At 67.0% G+C, this 16,070-nt stretch carries 17 protein-coding genes and 1 pseudogene; 13 read left to right on the plus strand and 5 right to left on the minus strand.

The window, feature by feature from the left end; all coding sequences use genetic code 11:
• Positions 1 to 15 precede the first annotated feature (15 nt).
• From QT17_RS02680 to QT17_RS02700, 6 genes are read left to right on the plus strand one after another with little or no spacing between them, the layout of a single operon-like run.
• A complete protein-coding gene (locus QT17_RS02680) occupies positions 16 to 333 on the plus strand; it encodes a cupin domain-containing protein (protein WP_039455933.1) in 318 nt (105 codons plus the stop codon).
• Between the two features lie 43 nt (positions 334 to 376).
• On the plus strand, positions 377 to 1,933 hold the full coding sequence (locus QT17_RS02685; RefSeq protein ID WP_235283688.1) for a HAMP domain-containing sensor histidine kinase: 1,557 nt from the start codon (positions 377 to 379) through the stop codon (positions 1,931 to 1,933).
• Positions 1,846 to 2,547: a tetratricopeptide repeat protein gene (locus tag QT17_RS14195; protein ID WP_235283689.1), complete on the plus strand. Its 702-nt coding sequence runs from the start codon at positions 1,846 to 1,848 to the stop codon at positions 2,545 to 2,547. The genes QT17_RS02685 and QT17_RS14195 overlap by 88 nt, the downstream gene beginning before the upstream one ends.
• A 10-nt stretch (positions 2,548 to 2,557) precedes the next feature.
• On the plus strand, positions 2,558 to 2,920 hold the full coding sequence (locus tag QT17_RS02690) for a response regulator transcription factor (RefSeq protein WP_235283690.1): 363 nt from the start codon (positions 2,558 to 2,560) through the stop codon (positions 2,918 to 2,920).
• Positions 2,904 to 4,037, plus strand: coding sequence for a HEAT repeat domain-containing protein (locus QT17_RS02695; RefSeq protein ID WP_039455937.1), 1,134 nt, complete (start codon positions 2,904 to 2,906; stop codon positions 4,035 to 4,037). The genes QT17_RS02690 and QT17_RS02695 overlap by 17 nt, the downstream gene beginning before the upstream one ends.
• Entirely contained in the window at positions 4,037 to 5,467 is a 1,431-nt protein-coding gene (locus QT17_RS02700; protein ID WP_039455939.1) for a glycosyltransferase family 2 protein, read from the plus strand. The genes QT17_RS02695 and QT17_RS02700 overlap by 1 nt, the downstream gene beginning before the upstream one ends.
• Here the strand turns inward: QT17_RS02700 and QT17_RS02705 are convergent.
• Entirely contained in the window at positions 5,429 to 6,595 is a 1,167-nt protein-coding gene (locus QT17_RS02705; RefSeq protein WP_039455941.1) for an MFS transporter, read from the minus strand. The genes QT17_RS02700 and QT17_RS02705 overlap by 39 nt on opposite strands.
• Before the next feature lie 36 nt (positions 6,596 to 6,631).
• On the opposite strand from QT17_RS02705, the gene QT17_RS02710 reads away from it, so the two are divergent.
• Genes QT17_RS02710 through rplS form a run of 6 tightly spaced genes read left to right on the plus strand, consistent with a single transcriptional unit; the run spans position 6,632 to position 11,587 of the window.
• Complete coding sequence (locus QT17_RS02710) at positions 6,632 to 7,486, plus strand: nitronate monooxygenase family protein (RefSeq protein ID WP_039455943.1); 855 nt, start codon at positions 6,632 to 6,634, stop codon at positions 7,484 to 7,486.
• Positions 7,487 to 7,522: 36 nt separating this feature from the next.
• Positions 7,523 to 9,187, plus strand: a complete 1,665-nt coding sequence (locus tag QT17_RS02715; RefSeq protein ID WP_369792354.1) for an FAD-dependent oxidoreductase — start codon at positions 7,523 to 7,525, stop codon at positions 9,185 to 9,187.
• Positions 9,188 to 9,240: 53 nt separating this feature from the next.
• Positions 9,241 to 9,735 carry a DJ-1/PfpI family protein gene (locus QT17_RS02720; protein WP_039455946.1) on the plus strand — a complete coding sequence of 165 codons (495 nt, stop codon included), beginning with the start codon at positions 9,241 to 9,243 and terminating at the stop codon, positions 9,733 to 9,735.
• A 25-nt stretch (positions 9,736 to 9,760) separates the two neighbouring features.
• Positions 9,761 to 10,378, plus strand: a complete 618-nt coding sequence (locus tag QT17_RS02725; RefSeq protein WP_039455949.1) for a TetR/AcrR family transcriptional regulator — start codon at positions 9,761 to 9,763, stop codon at positions 10,376 to 10,378.
• 6 nt (positions 10,379 to 10,384) lie between these two features.
• Positions 10,385 to 11,104 (plus strand): tRNA (guanosine(37)-N1)-methyltransferase TrmD, encoded by a 720-nt coding sequence (trmD, locus tag QT17_RS02730; protein WP_039455952.1) that lies wholly within the window; start codon positions 10,385 to 10,387, stop codon positions 11,102 to 11,104.
• Positions 11,105 to 11,161: 57 nt separating this feature from the next.
• Positions 11,162 to 11,587: a 50S ribosomal protein L19 gene (gene rplS, locus QT17_RS02735; RefSeq protein ID WP_039455955.1), complete on the plus strand. Its 426-nt coding sequence runs from the start codon at positions 11,162 to 11,164 to the stop codon at positions 11,585 to 11,587.
• Between the two features lie 38 nt (positions 11,588 to 11,625).
• Here rplS and QT17_RS02740 read toward each other — a convergent pair whose 3' ends face one another.
• The gene (locus tag QT17_RS02740; RefSeq protein WP_039456225.1) at positions 11,626 to 12,204 is read right to left on the minus strand and encodes a response regulator transcription factor; all 579 of its coding nucleotides are present in this window, start codon (positions 12,202 to 12,204) and stop codon (positions 11,626 to 11,628) included.
• A gap of 24 nt (positions 12,205 to 12,228) precedes the next feature.
• Here QT17_RS02740 and sdaAA point away from each other — a divergent pair, with 24 nt between their 5' ends.
• Positions 12,229 to 13,086, plus strand: a complete 858-nt coding sequence (gene sdaAA / locus QT17_RS02745; protein WP_039455957.1) for an L-serine ammonia-lyase, iron-sulfur-dependent, subunit alpha — start codon at positions 12,229 to 12,231, stop codon at positions 13,084 to 13,086.
• On the opposite strand, the pseudogene QT17_RS02750 reads toward sdaAA, so the two are convergent.
• The 3 genes and pseudogenes from QT17_RS02750 to QT17_RS02760 all read right to left on the minus strand — a co-directional run.
• Positions 13,083 to 13,334 (minus strand): annotated as a pseudogene (locus QT17_RS02750) (SDR family oxidoreductase); the annotation flags it as partial. The gene sdaAA and the pseudogene QT17_RS02750 overlap by 4 nt on opposite strands.
• 130 nt (positions 13,335 to 13,464) lie before the next feature.
• The gene (gene secD / locus QT17_RS02755) at positions 13,465 to 15,672 is read right to left on the minus strand and encodes a protein translocase subunit SecD (protein ID WP_039455961.1); all 2,208 of its coding nucleotides are present in this window, start codon (positions 15,670 to 15,672) and stop codon (positions 13,465 to 13,467) included.
• A 107-nt stretch (positions 15,673 to 15,779) separates the two neighbouring features.
• Positions 15,780 to 16,067 carry a hypothetical protein gene (locus QT17_RS02760; RefSeq protein WP_039455964.1) on the minus strand — a complete coding sequence of 96 codons (288 nt, stop codon included), beginning with the start codon at positions 16,065 to 16,067 and terminating at the stop codon, positions 15,780 to 15,782.
• Between the last annotated feature and the right edge of the window lie 3 nt (positions 16,068 to 16,070).

Here is a 16,070-nt window from a genome sequence, read left to right on the forward strand (position 1 = left end):
CGCTAAACTGCATCTATGGAGATCCGCGACCTTAAGCGCCTGGCCCGCTTCAGCCAGGAGAAAATGGCCAAGATCCCGGTGTTTGACTCCCCCTACATGTTCTACGACCTGTACGCCCTCCTCCCCGGCCAGGCCCAGAAGGTGCACGCCCACGAGGGGACGGACAAGGTCTACTACGTCTTGGAGGGGGAGGTGGTGGTGCGGGTGGGGGAGGAGGAGGCCCTTTTGGCGCCGGGGATGGCGGCCTTGGCCGAGGCGGGTAAGCCCCACGGGGTGCGGAACGAGTCGGCGAGCCCCGCCCTCCTCCTGGTGGTCATGGCCCCTAGGCCCTAAGGCTTTCACACCCCTTTCAAGCCTTAGGGGTAAGCTCAAGGCCATGCTCCAGGAGCGCCCCCCCGCCGACCTGGGCTTTTTGGGGGAACTCCTCCGCCGCTACCCGGTGCGGGTGGTCTTCCGTGGGGAGGTGCTGCCCGAGCCGCCTTTAAGGGGGGAAAAGCTTTGGGAGGAGGGGGAGCTCGCCCTTTACTGGGAGGGGAGGCCTCCTTCCCGGGAGCTCCAGGAGGCCCTGCGCCTTCTCCTTAAGGCCTTCCGTGAGGTACTTGCCCTTCGCGAGCGGGAACTGGCCCTACTCCGGGCCCAAGGGGAAAGCGGGCGGCTTCTTCGCCTCCTCCTTCACGAGATCAAGAACCCCTTGATGAGCGTCCTGGGCGCTTTGGAGCTCGCCCGGGAAACCGAGGAGCTTCCTGAGGAGGCCAAGGAGCTTTTGGAGATCGCCGAGCGCTCTGCCCGGCGCATCCAGGACCTCCTGCAAAGGGCCCAGGAGTACCTGAGCCTGGGCCAGGGGGTGCGGCTTAAGGCGGAGCGGGTGGACCTAAAGGCCCTGCTCCTCCAGGCGGCGGAGGAGGTGCGGCCCCTGGCCCGCAGGAAGCGCCTGGCCTTGCGCCTGGCCCTGCCCAAGGGGGAGGCTTGGGTCTATGGGGATAGGGACTGGCTGTACCAGGCCCTTCTCAACGTCCTCAATAACGCCGTCAAGTACACCCCGGAAGGGGGGAGGGTGGGCGTGCGGCTTCTCAAGGGCCGGGACCATTTCGGCATTGCCGTGGCCGACACCGGGCCCGGCATCCCCGTGGAAGAGCAGGACAAGGTTTTTGAGCCCTTTTTCCGGGCCTCCACCAGGGGGGAGGTGGAGGGGACGGGGCTTGGGCTTGCCCTGGTGAAGCGGGTCCTCGAGGCCCACGGGGGGGAAGTGCGCCTAAAAAGCCGCCTGGGGCGGGGAAGCACCTTTCTCCTCCTCCTTCCCCGGCCCAAGCCCGGGCAGCGGGCCCCGGTGGGGCGGCTTTTATTGCTCCTGGTGGCGGTGATCGCCCTGGCCCGGCTTCCCATCTACCCCGCACCCTTGGGCTCCCGGGCCTTTGGAGAAGTGCCAGCGGGAGAGGTGGTGCGCCTTAAGGGGCTTGAGCTCGCCTTCAGCCCCGATGCCCAAGGGGAGGCCCGACGCTGGCGGAGCCTTTGGGGCGGGGGGAAAGGCTCCGCGTGGCCTTGGAAAAGGGCGCGGTGGAGGCGGTGCGGGAGGGAAACGCAAGCCTCGCCTTCGCCACCCCTGAGGGGGAGCTTAGGCCCACGGGCACTCACCTGCGCTTATCCCGCGAGGAGCGGGCCCGGGTCTCCCTCTATCGGGGCCGGCTTGCCCTGGGGCAGGAGAGCCTGCCCGCTGGGGAGGGTGCCCTTTTGGGCACGGGGGTGCGGAGGAAGCTCCTTCCCGCGCCCCTGGTGCGGCCGGTGCCGGGGGAAGGGGGCGAGGTGGTCTTCCGCTTCCTGGGCCCCGAGGGGGCCAGGGGGTTTTGGGTGGAGGTGCGAAGCGGGGAAAGGGTGGTCCTCTCGGCCCGGGCGGAAGGGGGGCTATTCCGCTACCTTCCCCAGGCGGACCGGGTGAGCCAGGTGCGGGCCTTTGCCCTGGACGAGGTGGGGCTTTTGGGCTACCCCTCGGACCCCGTGCCTTTCCGGGAGCGGTATAGCTTTTACCAAGGCAAAAGGCGCTTGCCCCAGGACCCCGTGGGGGCGGAGGCCTTCTTGAGGCGGGCGGTGGAGGCCTTCCCCGACGACGCGGAGGCCTTGGGGGAGCTCGCCTTCGCCCTCTACCTCCAAGGCCGCCACGCCGAGGCCAAGCCCCTTTACGAGCGGGCTTTGGCCCTTCTGGATAGCCCCGACATCCGGGTGCGCTACGGCCGCCTCCTTTACCACATGGGCCGCTACGCCGAGGCGGAGGAGAGCTACCGCAGGGTATTGGCGGCGGATCCGGGCAACCTGGACGCCCGCTGGGGCCTCGCCGAGGTGGTGCTGGCCTTGGGGCGGGCCAAGGAGGCGGAGCTCCTCGCCCGCCAGGTGCTTTCCCTAAAGCCCAACTACCCCTTGGCCCGGTTCACCCTGGCCAAGGCCCTCTTGGAGGCGGGAAAGAAGGAGGAGGCCCGGCGCCTTCTGGAGGAGGAGCTTCGCCGTAATCCCGATCCCGAGGTGCGGGGCCTTTTGGAACGCTTATCCGGCGAATAGAATGGCCTCTGTGGCCCGGGTTCTGGTGGTGGAGGACGACCCCGCCGTGGCCAAGGTCCTGGAGCTTGCCCTGAAGCGGGAAGGGTTCCTGCCCCATCTGGTCCGGGACTATGCCTCGGCGCTGGCGGCCTTGGGGGAGGACTGGGACGCCATCCTCCTGGACCTCAACCTGCCTGGGGGGTTTGGCCTGGACCTCCTGCGCCACCTGCGCCAGACCTTGGGGAAGGCGACCCCGGTTCTGGTCCTCTCGGGGCTGAAGCAGGAGCACCACGTCCTCGAGGCCCTGCGGGCAGGGGCCCAAGACTACCTCACCAAGCCCTTTAGCCCGAAGGAGCTTATTCTCCGCTTGGGGCGGTATGTGGCGGCCCGGTGAGGGGCTTTACGCCCTGGTGGTCTTCCTGGTGGTCCTCCTCGAGGCCCTGGCCCTGGGGTATTTGGTCCTGGCCTTCACGGGTCGCCTCTTCGGCCTCCTGGGGTACGGGGAAACGATGGGTGCCCTCCTCCTGGGCCTCGCCCTCACGGGGCTGGCCTTGGTTCTCTTGGGGGCCTATGTCCTCCTCTACCACGCCTACACCGCCTGGCGGGAAGGAAGGGAAGCGCAACAGAAGGAGGCGTATCTAGAGCGTTTTACCCAGGCCCTCCTGGCGGGGGAGCCCCCTCCGCCCCTCCCTTGGCCCCAGGCCGCCCTCGTTGCCCTCCTGGCCTTGCGGGAGAGCCTGAAGGGGGAGCTCGCCGAGGCCCTTCTCCCCTGGCTGCGCCAGGGCTTGTCCCGCTGGGAAAGGGCCCTGAGGAGCCCCCTCGCCTCCCGGGCCCGCCGCCTCGAGGCCCTGGATGCCTTGGCCCAGGCCCGGTTGCCGGAGGCCTTTCCCCTGGTCTTCCCCTACCTGACCCACCAAGACCCCGTGCTCCGCTTGGCGGCCGCCCGGGCTGCGGCCCGGCTAGCCAGGGGGGAAGACCTGGAGGCGTTGGCACAGGCCTTGTTGCGGGCGGCGCTGCCCCGGGGGGCTCTGCTGGAGGTCCTTCTCCTCCTGGAAGAGCGGGCAGAGCCGGTGGTGCGGCGTTTTTTGCAAGAGGGGGGAAGCGAGGAGGTGTGGGCGGCCTTGGAGGCCTTGGGCCGGCTGAAGCTCCATGGCTTGGCCGCGAAGGCCCTGGCCTTGCTCCACCACCCCGACCCGGAGGTGAAGGCGGCGGCCATGCGGGCCCTTTGGCGCCTGGAGTATCCCCCCTTGGGCCATGAGGAGGCGGTGCTCGCCGCCTTAGGGGCGGAGGAGGAGTTCTTGCGCCTTCAGGCGGTCCGCCTCCTTCCCCTCCTCGGGGGAGGGCTGGCCCGGAGGGCCCTGTGGAAGGCCCTTTCCGACCCCTCTTTTTACGTGCGCCGGGGTGCGGCGGAGGCCCTAAAGGCCTTGGACCCTAGCCTATTGAAGCGGGCGGCCGAGGCCCACCCGGACCCTTACGGCCGGGCCATGGCCCGGCAGGTGGCGGGGGTGTGATGGAGGCCATCCTGTGGTTCCTTTTCGCCTACCAAGTCTTTGTGCTCTACTATTTCGCCCTTTTGAACCTCCTTTACGCCTATTTCGCCCTAACAGGCCTTTCCATGGTGGCCCGCTACGCCCGGGAGCTTTCTGAGCTCGCCCTAAAGGACCTCCTGGAGCGGGAAGCGTACCTTCCCGTTTCCATCTTGGTGCCCACCTACAACGAGGAGAAAACCATCGCCGCCTCGGTGCGCTCCTTCCTCGCCCTCCACTACCCGGAGTTTGAGGTGATCGTGGTGGCGGACGGCCCCAAGGACAGGACCCTCGAGGTTCTGAAGGAAACCTTCCGCCTGGTGGAGGTGGACTGGGTTTACCGCCGAGTTCTCCCCAGCAAGCCGGTGCGGGCCATCTACCGCTCGCTTTCGCACCCCAACCTCCTGGTGGTGGACAAGGAAAACGGGGGCAAGGCGGATGCCTTAAACGCCGGGCTTAACCTGGCCCGCTACCCCCTCTTCTGCGCCGTGGACGCCGATAGCCTCCTGGACGCCCAAGCCCTCCTCCGGGCGAGTCGGCTCTTCCTGGAGGACGAGCGGGTCTTGGCGGTGGGGGGGACCATCCGTCCCTTGAACGGGGCGGTGGTGCAGGGCGGGGTGGTGCGGGAGATGCACCTGCCGCGGGGCTTCCTGGAGAGGATGCAGGTGATTGAGTACGCCCGGGCCTTCTTCATGGGGCGTGCTGGCTGGAGCGCCATGAACGCCCTCCTCATCATCTCGGGGGCCTTTGGGGTTTTCCGCCGGGAGGAGGTGCTGCGTGCGGGCGGCTACCGCACGGACACCGTGGGGGAGGACATGGAGCTGGTGGTGCGCCTCCACCGCCGGGCCCGGGAAGAGGGCCGGGACTACCGCATCCTCTACACCCCAGACCCCATCTGCTACACCGAGGTGCCCGCGGACCTGGCCACCTTGCGCCGGCAACGGAACCGCTGGCACCGGGGGCTTTGGGAGGTGCTCTGGACACACCGAGCCATGCTTTTCAACCCTCGGTACGGGCGGCTCGGCTTCGTGGCCATGCCTTACTTTTTTCTTTTTGAGGCCCTGGGTCCGGTGGTGGAGGTGCTGGGCTATGCCCTTCTCCCCCTGTTTTGGCCCCTCGGCCTCCTGAATGCCGAGGTGGCGGTGCTTTTCCTGCTCTTGGCCGTGGGGTATGGGGTGCTCCTTTCCCACCTTGCCGTGGGGATGGAAACCCTACTCCTCAAGCGGTATCCCCGGCTAAGGGACCGGCTGTGGCTGCTTCTCTTAGGGGTCCTCGAGGCCCTGGGCTACCGCCAGCTCCTCGCCCTGGAGCGCTTTCTCGCCACCTTCCAGGTGTGGCGCAAGCGGGGGGAGTGGGGCGAGATGCGAAGGAAGGGCTTAGAGTCCCCGGAACCGCAAGGCCACGAGAAGCCGTAAGCCCATGGAGGCGAGGATGGGCAGGTGGTAGGAGCTCATGCCCAGGCTGGCGAGGCCTCCACCCAGGAGGCTCCCCGCGAGCCCTCCAAGTCCCATGGCCAACCAGAAAAGGGCCAGGTAGCCGTTTCGTGCCTCCTCAGGAGCCCGGGCCAAGGCGGCGTTCACCAAGGCGGTGCCGAGGCCGCTCCAGGCCAAGGCGTCGGCCACGGCGGAAAGCCAGATGGGCCAGGGAAAGGCTGCCGTGCCCAAAAGCCAAAGGAGGGGCATGGCGGCCCCCACCATCCCCGCCCGGAAGACCACCACCCCGTGCCCCGCCCTGTCCGCCAGGCGGCCCCAAAGGGGCCCAAAGAGGAGCCCCGAGGTGGCGGAGATCAGGGTCCATAGCCCCACCTCGGTCATGGAAAACCCACCCACCTTGACGAAGCAGGGTACCACGAAGGGCCCGCCCACCATCACCGCCCCGTACCAAAGGAAGACCAAGCCCAGGTAGCTCCGGTAGGCCCGGTCGCCCAAGGCGGCCCGCAAGGCGGCTTGGGGTGGGGGCGCGGGGGCCGGCGGGGGCTCGTGTTGCAGCCGCAGGACCAGGACCGACAAAAGCCCCGCCCCCACCCCGAGGAGGAGCACCGCCTGGTACCCCGTGGGAGGGGGAAGGGTGTCGGCCACCAGGCCCCCAAGGAGGTTCCCCAAGGTGCCCACCAGGCCCAAAAGGGCGTTCCTTAGGCCAAAGTAGCGGCCCCGCCTTTCTTGCGGCACCAGGTCCGCCATCCAGGAAAGCCAGAGCACCCCCACGGGGGCGGCCAAAAGCTGGGAGGCCCCGGCGAAGAGGAGGAGGGCCGGGATCCTAAGCCCCTCGGGCAGGAAGGGGGCCAGGAGGGCGGGCAAGAAGAGGAGGCGGGAAGCCAGGTTGAGGCGCACCGTCAACGCCCTGCGGCTTCCCCGCATAAATAGGGCTAAAGGGGCCGTGAGCTGGGCCAAAAAGGGCAGCGATCCCAGGAGGGCCAAGGCCAAGGGGGGTGCTCCCAGGGCCAGGGCGTAGCCCGTGACCAGGACCCCCGTGGTCCAGTAGAGGAACAAGACGGCCAGGGTTCCTTCCCAGATGGATAGCCGCAAGGAGCGCTCCGGTTCCACCCGCCCATTATCCTTGAACCGGGTAAAATCTCCCCCATGGAGACCGCCATCACGAGGATGCTGGGCATCCGCTATCCCATCGTGGCCGCGCCCATGTTTTTGGTTTCCGGGGCCAGGCTCCTTTTGGCCGTGGCCGAGGCGGGGGCCATTGGGGTCATCCCCAGCCTCAACTTCCGCACCCACGCCGCTTTCCGGGAGTTTTTGGAAACTTTCCCGCAAGGGGTCCCCTTCGGCGTGAACTTAATTCTTAAGAATAATCCTCGCCTCGAGGAAGACCTGGAAGCCGTGGCCGAGCGCAAGGTCCCCTTGGTGGTTACCTCTTTGGGGGACCCCACCCGGGTGGTGGAGAAGGTCAAGGCCTATGGGGGCGTGGTCTGGTGCGACGTGGTGGGCCTGCGGCACGGCCGGAAGGCGGTGGAGGCGGGGGCTGACGCCCTGGTGGCCGTGGCGGCGGGGGCGGGGGGGCACGCCGGAGGGGTGAGCCCCTTTGTCCTGGGGCCTTGGCTCAGGGAGGAGCTTGGGGTGCCCGTGCTCATCGCCGGTGGCATCGCCACGGGAAGGCAGGTTCTGGCCGCCTTGGCCCTGGGGGATGGGGCCTACATCGGCACCCGCTTCATCGCCACCTTGGAGTCGGAGGCGCCCTTGGAGTACAAGGAGGCCCTCCTGCGCGCCGCTCCAGAGGACATAGAGTACACCCCGGAGGTGACGGGGGTGCCCGCCAACTTCCTCAAGGAGTCCTTGGAGCGCTTCCGCCAGGGTGGGGGGAAGGCTTGGAAGGAGGTCTATTCCGCCGGGCACGGGGTGGCCTTCATCCGCGACATCCCCTCGGCCAAGGAGGTGGTGGCCCGCCTGGTGGCGGAGTACCAGGAGGCCAAGCGCGCGCTTCCGTAGTTTTTGCCCATGGCTTCCCGGGCTTCTTTGCGGACCATGCCAAGGTGGATTGCCCTTTTGGTGCTCTTGGGCCTCGCTTGGGCCCAGTACGACCTGGTGGTGTACGGGGCCACCCCGCAAGGGGTGGCGGCGGCGGTGGCCGCGGCCCAGGAGGGGCTTAAGGTGGCCCTGGTGGAGCCGGGCCGGGGGGTGGGGGGTGTCCTCACCCAAGGGTGGCTGGCCACCTTGGACGTGGCCAAGGACGGGGAAGGGTTGCTCCAGGGGGGGCTTTTCCGGGAGTTTTACCGCCGGGTGGGGGGGGAGCCCTCCTTTGATGTGGAGCGGGCGGAAGAGGTCTTTTGGGACATGTTGCGCCAGTCGGGGGTGGAGGTGCGCTTGGAGGAGCCTTTAGACGGCGTGGAGGTGGAGGCACCCCGCCTCCTGGCCCTAAAGACCCCAAAGGCCACCTACCAGGCCCCCTACTTTCTGGATGCCAGCGATACCGCCGAGCTGGCCTTTCGCGCGGGGGCTTCCTTCACCCTGGGGCGGGAGGACACGGGGCTGGACCGCCGCCTTATGGCCGCCACCTTGGTTTTTCGCCTGGAGGGGGTGCCTTGGGGGGCGGTTTTCTTGGCTCTCAACTACGAGGGGCAGGTGCGGCGCACGGGGGCGGGGGCCTGGGGCCGGAGCGGTTGGGGCTTCGGCGAGCTGGTGCGGGGGTATACCCCCTCGGACCCCACCCGCTACGCCCTGAGGGGCCTCAACCTCTCCCGCCAGGACGACGGGAGCCTCTTGGTCAACGCCCTCCTCCTTTTCGGCCTCGAGGGCTTAGACCCCTTGGAGCTGGAACGGAGGCGGCAAGAAGCGGCCCTAGAGGCGGAGCGGGTGGTGGCCTTCCTACGGGAGAAGGACCCCTTGCTCTTCGGCACCGCCCGCCTGGCCCAGGTGGCCCCTCTCCTTTACATCCGGGAAAGCCGCCACCTCAAGGCCCTTTACCGCCTGCGGGCCGAAGAGGTTCTCCTGGGCAAGGACTTTCCCGACGCCGTGGCCCTGGGCGGCTATCCCTTGGACGGCCAGGCCTACTTCCCCGGGGAAACCCCTTACCTCCTCGGGACCCCGGCGCCCTATGGGGTCCCCTTCCGCACCCTGGTGCCCCGGGAGGTGGCCAACCTGCTGGTGGTTTCCCAGGCGGCGGGGTTTGACAGCGTGGCCGCCTTTTCCGCCCGGGTGGTGCCCCTGCAGATGGCCTTGGGGGAGGCGGCGGGGGTGGCGGCGGCCCTGTTGCGCCTTGCACCCCAGGCGGGGCTGGAGCGGGTGCCCATGGGCACTTTCCAGGAGTTGGCCGCAAGCCCCAACGCCCTCGAGGCCCTGCGCAAGCGCCTCCTGGAGCGGGGTGGGCGGCTTTCCTCTCGGGAGAAAGGCCGGGCCGAGACGGACAGGCCCGGCTACCGGGAAGCGGTGAGCCTACTGAGGCGGGGGCTGTTCGCTGGGCCCTACTACCTCAAGGGCGCCTTGGGGCTTTCGGAGCCCATTTTGCTCGGGGACTTCCTGGCTAACCTGGAGCACTATTACCGGGCCAAGGGCCCCGAGGAGCGGCTAAGGGTGGTCTTGAAGGCCCGAGAGCTCTACCGGGAGGAACTGCATAAGCCCTTGCGGCGCCCCCTCCTTAACCAGATCCTGCAAGCGTTGGGAGAGTCCCCCCTTCCGGGGGAGGGGGGGTGAGCCGGGGCGAGGCGGCAAAGCTCCTTTCCCGCCTTCTGCCATAATAGCCTAGGGTGCTGGCGGTTCTGCTCCTTCCCGAGTTTTCCGAGCTGGAGGCCGCCCTTGGCCTCGAGGCGGCCCGCCGCTTGGGGCTTCCCGCCTACACCGCGGCCAAGGGCAGGAAGGGCACGCCAGGGCTTGCCGGCTCCGTCTGGACCCCCACCTACGCCTTCCCGGCCGCTCCCAAGCCCACGGCCCTCCTCATCCCGGGGGCCAAAAGGCCCAAGCGCCTGGCCCAGGACCCGGCCTGGCTGGCCTTTTTGGAGGAGGTGTGGGAGGGCCTGGAGGCGGTGTTCGTGGGCTATAACGCCCACCTCTTTTTGGCGGAGGCGGGAAGGCTTCCCGAGGAGGTGGCGGCGGGGGAAGAGGTGGCCCAGGATCTGGTGCAGATGGGCTACCGGGTGAGAGAGGAGGGGTTCTGGAAAGTGGATAGGGTCTACACCTCCCATGGGGGCCTGGCCCTTCTCCGGGCCCTAGAAGACTGGGCCCAGAAAGCGGTTGTGCTTTGAGTTTGGACTAAGGTACACTAAACCCATGTCCGTCCGGGAGTACCAGAAAAGGCGCCGCCGGGACCGGATCTTCCAGGCGGCCATGAAGCTTTTCCGCGAGCGGGGCTTCCAGGAAACCACCGCCACGGATATCGCTAAAGCGGCCCACGTTTCCCGGGGCACCTTTTTCAACTACTTCCCGTACAAGGAGGCGGTACTGCTAGAGTATGGTGCCCAACTTTTGGAATACGCAAAAGCAGAGGTGCGCCGTTACCTTGCCCAGGGTATGGACCCTTTAGAGGTTCTTTACCGCTTGTTCAGCGAACTGGCGCAGTATACCAAAGAAGAGAAAGGGCTTTTGTTGCCGCTTCTTTACGAGCTGCTTAATCCGGACCCCGTACGGGCGCGGGCTGCTTTTGAGGCGCTACCTTTAGGAGATCTGATCGCCGAGGTGTTGCGTCCCTTGCAAGAGAAGGGAATTGTGCGGCGGGATCTTTCTTTGGAGCGGATGGGGCGGACCCTGGCCGACCTGTACTTTCTGGCCGCTTTGCGGTGGGCGGCCTATACGCCCCATCGCGATCTTAGCGTGGAGCTAGAGCGGTCGTTGCGCCTGGCTTTAGAGGGGATCCTTACCCGCCAGGATGTGTCAGCTTCCAAGGCCTAGAGGGTTATGCGCTATACCCTCATCTCCCTTTTCCCCGATTTGTTGCGGCCATGGCTCCGGGAGTCCCTTATCGGCAAGGCGATAGAGCGGGGGCTCCTATCGGTGGAGGTGGTGGACCTCAGGGCCTTTGGCCTGGGGCGGCACCGGAGCGTGGACGACACCCCCTACGGGGGCGGGGCGGGGATGGTGATCCGGCCTGACGTGGCCGTGGCCGCCATTGAGTCGGTCTTACCTGCCGACGAAATCATCCTCCTGAGCCCGGTGGGGGAGCCATTCACGCAAAAGGTGGCGGAGGAGCTGGCGATTAAGTCCCACGTGGTCCTCCTTTCGGGCCGCTACGAGGGGTTTGACGCCCGGGTGGAGGCCTTCGTCACCCGCATGCTTTCCATCGGGGACTACGTCCTCATGGGGGGGGAGGTGGCGGCCTTGGCGGTGCTGGAGGCCACGGCCCGCCTGGTTCCCGGGGTCATCGGCGACCCCAAAAGCCACCGGGAGGACTCCTTTGTGCGGGGTCTTTTGGACTATCCCCAGTACACCCGTCCCCCGGAGTTCCAGGGGCTTAGGGTGCCGGAGGTGCTCCTCACCGGCCATCACCAGGAGGTGGAGAGGTGGCGCCGGCGGGAGGCCTTAAGGCGCACCCTACTCCTTAGGCCTGAGCTTTTGCGCCAGGCGAGGCTTGGGGCGTTGGAGGCCGCCTGGCTTGCGGAACTGGACCGGGAGGAATAGACTAGAGGCTGTTGCCCACGAACCCTTGAAGGGTTCCTCTGGGACGGGAGGCCAAGCATGAACCGTGGAGCGCTGCTTAAGGTGGTGGAGTCCCGCTACGCCCGCACCGACCTGCCCGAGTTTCGTCCGGGCGACACCGTGCGGGTGGCCTACCGGGTGAAGGAAGGTAACCGCACCCGAATCCAGAACTTTGAGGGCATCGTCATCAAGGTTAAGCGGAACGGCTACAACTCCAGCTTCACCGTGCGCAAGGTGAGCTACGGGGTAGGGGTGGAGCGCATCTTCCCCATGAACTCCCCCTTGATTGAGAAGGTGGAGATCGTACAGCGGGGCCGGGCCCGGCGGGCCAAGCTCTACTTCATCCGCGAGCTTTCCGAAAGGGAGATCCGGCGCAAGCTCCGGGCCGACCGCAAGCGCATCGGCCAGGACCAGGAACGGGCCAAGGCCGCCAAGGAGGCGGCCCAGAGCGAGGCGCAGGAGTAAGGGACTTTGCGGCCAGGGGGCGGCCAAGCCGCCCCCTTTCACTTGAGAAAGCCGAGGGACCTTGCCCGCTCTAGCGCCTCCACCCGGTTTTTGGCCAGGAGTTTGCCATAAAGGCTTTCCAGGTGGTCCTTAACCGTGTCGGGGGAGAGGCGGAGGAGGCGGGCTATCTCTTTCACGGATAGTCCTTGGGCCAGGAGGTGGAGCACCTCCCGTTCCCGGGGCGTGAGGGGGGGAAGCTCTGGGGGGGTTAGCTTTTCCTCGCCCCGCGCCACCTTGAGGAGGCGGTGTTTTAGTTCGGGGGCGGAAAGTTCCTTGGAAAAGTAGGCGTCGGCCCCCGCCAGCCAGGCTTCCTTCACCAAGGCGGGCTCCTGATAGGTGGTGAGGAGGGCGAGAAGGCCCCGATAGCCCCGCTCTCTAAGCCGACGCGCCACTTCCAGCCCGTCCAGGCCGGGAAGCTTGAGGTCCAATAAGACCGCTTCGGGGTTTAGGGTCAGGGTCTTTTCCAAGGCCTCGATGCCGTCTTGGGCCTCGGCCACCACCACCAGGCCTTGGGCCTCGAGGCCCGCCCTCAGGCCCAGGCGGAAGAGGGGGTGGTCGTCGGCGATGAGGAGCCGCACCTTTCCCAAGACTATACTGGAGGCATGGCCCTCACGCTAAACCGCCTGGCGGAGCTTTCCGGCCGGGCTTCGGAGCACGTGCTTAAGGAGGAAGTGGAGGAAACCGGCCTAGCCCCGGAGGCTATTTTGGCTAAGCTGGCGGAGCGCCTTTCCATCATGCGGGACTCCATCCGCCGGGGCCTCGCCTCCGACGCCCCCAGCGTGGCGGGGATGGTGGGCAAGAACGCCAAGACGCTTTGGGAGGCGGAAGACCCCCTAAAGGACCCCCTATTGAAGCGGGTCCAGGCCTACGCCATGGCGGTGAACGAGGAAAACGCCCGCATGGGGCGCATCGTGGCTGCCCCCACGGCGGGAAGCGCCGGCACCCTCCCCGGGGCCCTTTTGGGGGTGGCGGACCACCTGGGCATCCCCGAGGAGGAGCTCCTCATGCCCCTGGTTCTGGCGGGTGGGGTGGCCAAGATGATCAGTCGGGTCATCCACATCGCCGGGGCCAGCGGGGGATGCCAGGCGGAGATCGGTGCCTCCGCCGCTATGGCCGCCGCGGCCGTGACGGAGCTTCTTGGCGGAAGCCCGGAGGCTTCAGCCCACGCCGCCGCCCTTGCCCTCCAGAACACCTTGGGCCTGGTCTGCGACCCCGTGGGGGGGTTCGTGGAGGTGCCCTGCGTGATGCGAAATGGCTTCTACGCCGTGCACGCGGTGAGCGCCGCCTCCATGGCCCTGGCGGGGATAAGAAGCGTGATCCCCCCGGACGAGGTGGTCCTGGCCATGGCGGGGATCGGCCGCCTCCTCCCCTTGGAGCTAAAGGAAACGGGCCTTGGGGGCCTGGCCGACACCCCCACGGGGCGGAAGCTGGCGGAAGAAGCCCTAAAGAGGGCCCCTTAGCGGGCGGTCCAACCCAGGTCAATGGGGAAGACCGCGCCCGTGATGGCCCCCGCTTTCTCCGAGGCTAAATAGAGGGCCAAGGCCGCCACCTCCTCGGGTTCAATGAGGCGCTTGACCGCCGCCTGGGCCAGGAAGACCTTTTCCACCACTTCCTTTTCCGGGATGCCCAGGGTGCGGGCCTGGTCGGCCACCTGGTTCTCCACCAAGGGGGTGCGCACGTGGACGGGGGCGATGGCGTTCACCGTGACAGTAGCAGCGGCGCTTGGCGCACGACGTGTTAGCCCATGTGCTGGGAGGCACAACGCCTTTGGCAAGAGGCCTCAGCCGAACTCTAAACGAGCTCCCGGGCCCCGAGGGGCCCGGGAGCTCATCAGGAGCCTAGGCCGCCTTCTTCGTCTCCTTGTGCCTGAGTTTCTTCCAGAAAACCACCAAGGCGCTCACCACGTAGATGGAGCTATAGGTGCCCACGAAGATCCCCACGAAGATGGCCAAGGCGAAGTCCCGGAGGACGCTACCCCCCAGGAAGAGGAGGGCCAGGATGGGCAAAAGGGTGGTGAGGCTCGTCATGAGGGTGCGGGAGAGGGTCTGGTTGATGGAGCGGTTCACCAGCTCCGCGTAGGGCAGGCCCCTAAGGAGCTTCTGGTTTTCCCGAATCCGGTCGGAAACCACAATGGAGTCGTTGATGGAGTAGCCCACCACGGTGAGGAGGGCGGCGATGGTGGGGATGGAGAACTCCAGGTTGAAAAGGCTATACATCCCCGCCACGATGGCCACGTCGTGGGCCACGGCGAGGACGCTCGCCACCCCAAAGGTCCAGTCAAAGCGGAAGGCCACGTAGATGAGGATGAGCCCAAGGCCCACCAGCACCGCCATCACCGCGTTGCGGCGAAGCTCCGAGCCAATGGCGGGCCCCACGGTTTCCGAGGTCAGGACCGTGGCCTTGAGCTCTGAGACCAGAAGCCTTTCCAGCTCCAAGCGCTTAGCGTCGGGAAGGGGCGGGAGCTTGACGGAAAACTCCTTGTGGTCCGCCACGGGGGCCTGCACCTCGGTGATCACCGCCTCCTTGGCGGGGAAGCCCTTTTCCTCCAGGAAGCGCCTTAGGGCGTCCACGCTCACCGCGGGGGCAGCGCGCAGGGTGTAGGCGGTCCCCCCGGTGAAGTCAATGGAGTAGTTGAAGCCCTTGGTGAAGACCACCCCCGCGGCCAAGACCGCCAGGAGCAAGGTGGCCGCGGTGACATATCGGGCAGGGCCCATGAAGTTGAAGCGGGGGTCCACCAGCCACATGGGGGGGCGGATCTCCCGGCGCTCCGCCAACTGCTCCAGGAGGTAGCGGCTGAAGACCAGGTTGGAGAAGACGCTGGCCACCACTCCTATGGCCAGGACCACGGCGAAGCCCCGCACGGGGCCGGTGGCGTATTGGTAAAGGGCCGCTGCCGCCAAGAGGTGGGCGGCGTTCACGTCCAGGATGGTGAGGGTGGAGTGCTTGAAGCCCTCGGGAATGGCCTGGCGAAGCCTCTTTCCTGCCCGGATCTCCTCCTTGATGCGTTCAAAGGAGAGGACGTTCCCGTCCACCGCCGCTCCCAGGGTGAGGACGAGGCCGGCGATGCCGGGCAGGGTCAGGGTGGCCCCAAGCCCCGAGAGGAGGCCGAGGATAAGGGCGGAGGTGTAGAGAAGGCCCAAGGAGGCCACCATGCCGAGGCTTGCCCCGTAGTAGGCGAAGATGAGGAGGAAGATGGCGAGCGTCCCGATAAGGGCTGAGCGGATGCCTGCCTGGATGGCGTCTTGGCCCAAGGTGGGGCCGATGGCCCGGATTTCCGCCACCTTAAGGGGCACGGGCAAGGCACCCGAGCGCAGGACCAGGGCGATTTCGCTGGCCTCCTCCAGGCCCGAAAGGCCTTCGATCACCGCCTGCCCCCCGGTGATGGCTTGGCGGATTACGGGGGCGGTGTAGACCTTGCCGTCCAGGACGATGGCAAGCTGCCTACCCACGTTGGCCCGGGTCACCTCCTCAAACTTCTTGGCCCCTTCCGGGGTGAAGGTGAGGGCCACCTGGGGGCGGCCGAACTGGTCAAAGACCGCCCGGGCGTCCGCCAGATCCGCTCCCGTCAAGAGGGGTGGGCCTAGGTCCTCGGGCTTGATGAGATCCTTCTCCAAATCTTCCCGCTTAAGCCGCGGGTTTTCCCTCAGGGCCTGGTTGATCTGGGCCACGGTGGTGCCGGTGGCCCCTTCCTTAAGGATGCGGAACTCCAGCACCGCCCGCTGGCCGATGAGCTTAAGCGCCCGGTCCTGGTCCGCTTGGGAGAGTCCGGGAAGCTCCACCACGATGCGCTTCTGGCCCTGGATCTGGATTAGGGGTTCCGCCACCCCCAGGGCGTTGATGCGGTTTTCCAGGACGGTGCGGGCCTTTTCCAGGTCATCGGGGGTGGGGTTTTGCACGTCCGCTTCCAGGACGATGCGCAATCCCCCTTTGAGGTCCAGGCCTAGCTTGATCTTGGGTTCGTTTGGGGCCCAAGGCTTCCAGACAAAGAGCAAGGAAAGGAGGAAAAGGGAGAGGTGGAAAAGTCCGTTAAGTAGTCTGCGGTTCATGCCTACTCCTTCAGCCTACGACAAGGCTCCTGTAGCCGGGGGAAGGCCTAGAAGCCCCTAATCTTGGCGCCCCCTTCCCGTAAGGCGCCAAGGCGGGGTGGTGGGGCTTAGCCACCTTCCAGCTGGAGCTTCCCGTAAAGGAGGTAGAGGCCTGGCCGGGGAAGGACTTCCCCTAAAGGGGGAAGGGGATGGTGGTGGGTGCGGGACGGGCGGGGCGGGGTGGGTCGGTTGACGCCCCCCCAAAGGGGCGGTGCATAGCCCCCGCCCCGGTCCTCCTTCAGCACCAGCACCGGGCCTTTGGCCAAAAGCCCCGCCTCCCCCTTGCCCGGGGAAGGGGAGAGGGCGAACCCCGGCAAGAGGAGGCCTAGGGCGGCCAGAAGCCTCAGGCCCCGCATGGC

Origin of the sequence: Thermus sp. 2.9, assembly GCF_000794385.1 — a bacterium.
GTDB lineage: Bacteria > Deinococcota > Deinococci > Deinococcales > Thermaceae > Thermus > Thermus thalpophilus.

Coding starts and splice junctions, on each gene's coding strand:
- QT17_RS02680 (WP_039455933.1), top strand. CDS start 16: ATGGAGATCCGCGACCTTAAGCGCCTGGCCCGCTTCAGCCAGGAGAAA.
- QT17_RS02725 (WP_039455949.1), top strand. CDS start 9,761: ATGTCCGTCCGGGAGTACCAGAAAAGGCGCCGCCGGGACCGGATCTTC.
- trmD (WP_039455952.1), top strand. CDS start 10,385: ATGCGCTATACCCTCATCTCCCTTTTCCCCGATTTGTTGCGGCCATGG.
- QT17_RS02710 (WP_039455943.1), top strand. CDS start 6,632: ATGGAGACCGCCATCACGAGGATGCTGGGCATCCGCTATCCCATCGTG.
- QT17_RS02685 (WP_235283688.1), top strand. CDS start 377: ATGCTCCAGGAGCGCCCCCCCGCCGACCTGGGCTTTTTGGGGGAACTC.
- sdaAA (WP_039455957.1), top strand. CDS start 12,229: ATGGCCCTCACGCTAAACCGCCTGGCGGAGCTTTCCGGCCGGGCTTCG.
- QT17_RS02760 (WP_039455964.1), bottom strand. CDS start 16,067: ATGCGGGGCCTGAGGCTTCTGGCCGCCCTAGGCCTCCTCTTGCCGGGG.
- rplS (WP_039455955.1), top strand. CDS start 11,162: ATGAACCGTGGAGCGCTGCTTAAGGTGGTGGAGTCCCGCTACGCCCGC.
- QT17_RS02715 (WP_369792354.1), top strand. CDS start 7,523: ATGCCAAGGTGGATTGCCCTTTTGGTGCTCTTGGGCCTCGCTTGGGCC.
- QT17_RS02700 (WP_039455939.1), top strand. CDS start 4,037: ATGGAGGCCATCCTGTGGTTCCTTTTCGCCTACCAAGTCTTTGTGCTC.
- QT17_RS02695 (WP_039455937.1), top strand. CDS start 2,904: ATGTGGCGGCCCGGTGAGGGGCTTTACGCCCTGGTGGTCTTCCTGGTG.
- secD (WP_039455961.1), bottom strand. CDS start 15,672: ATGAACCGCAGACTACTTAACGGACTTTTCCACCTCTCCCTTTTCCTC.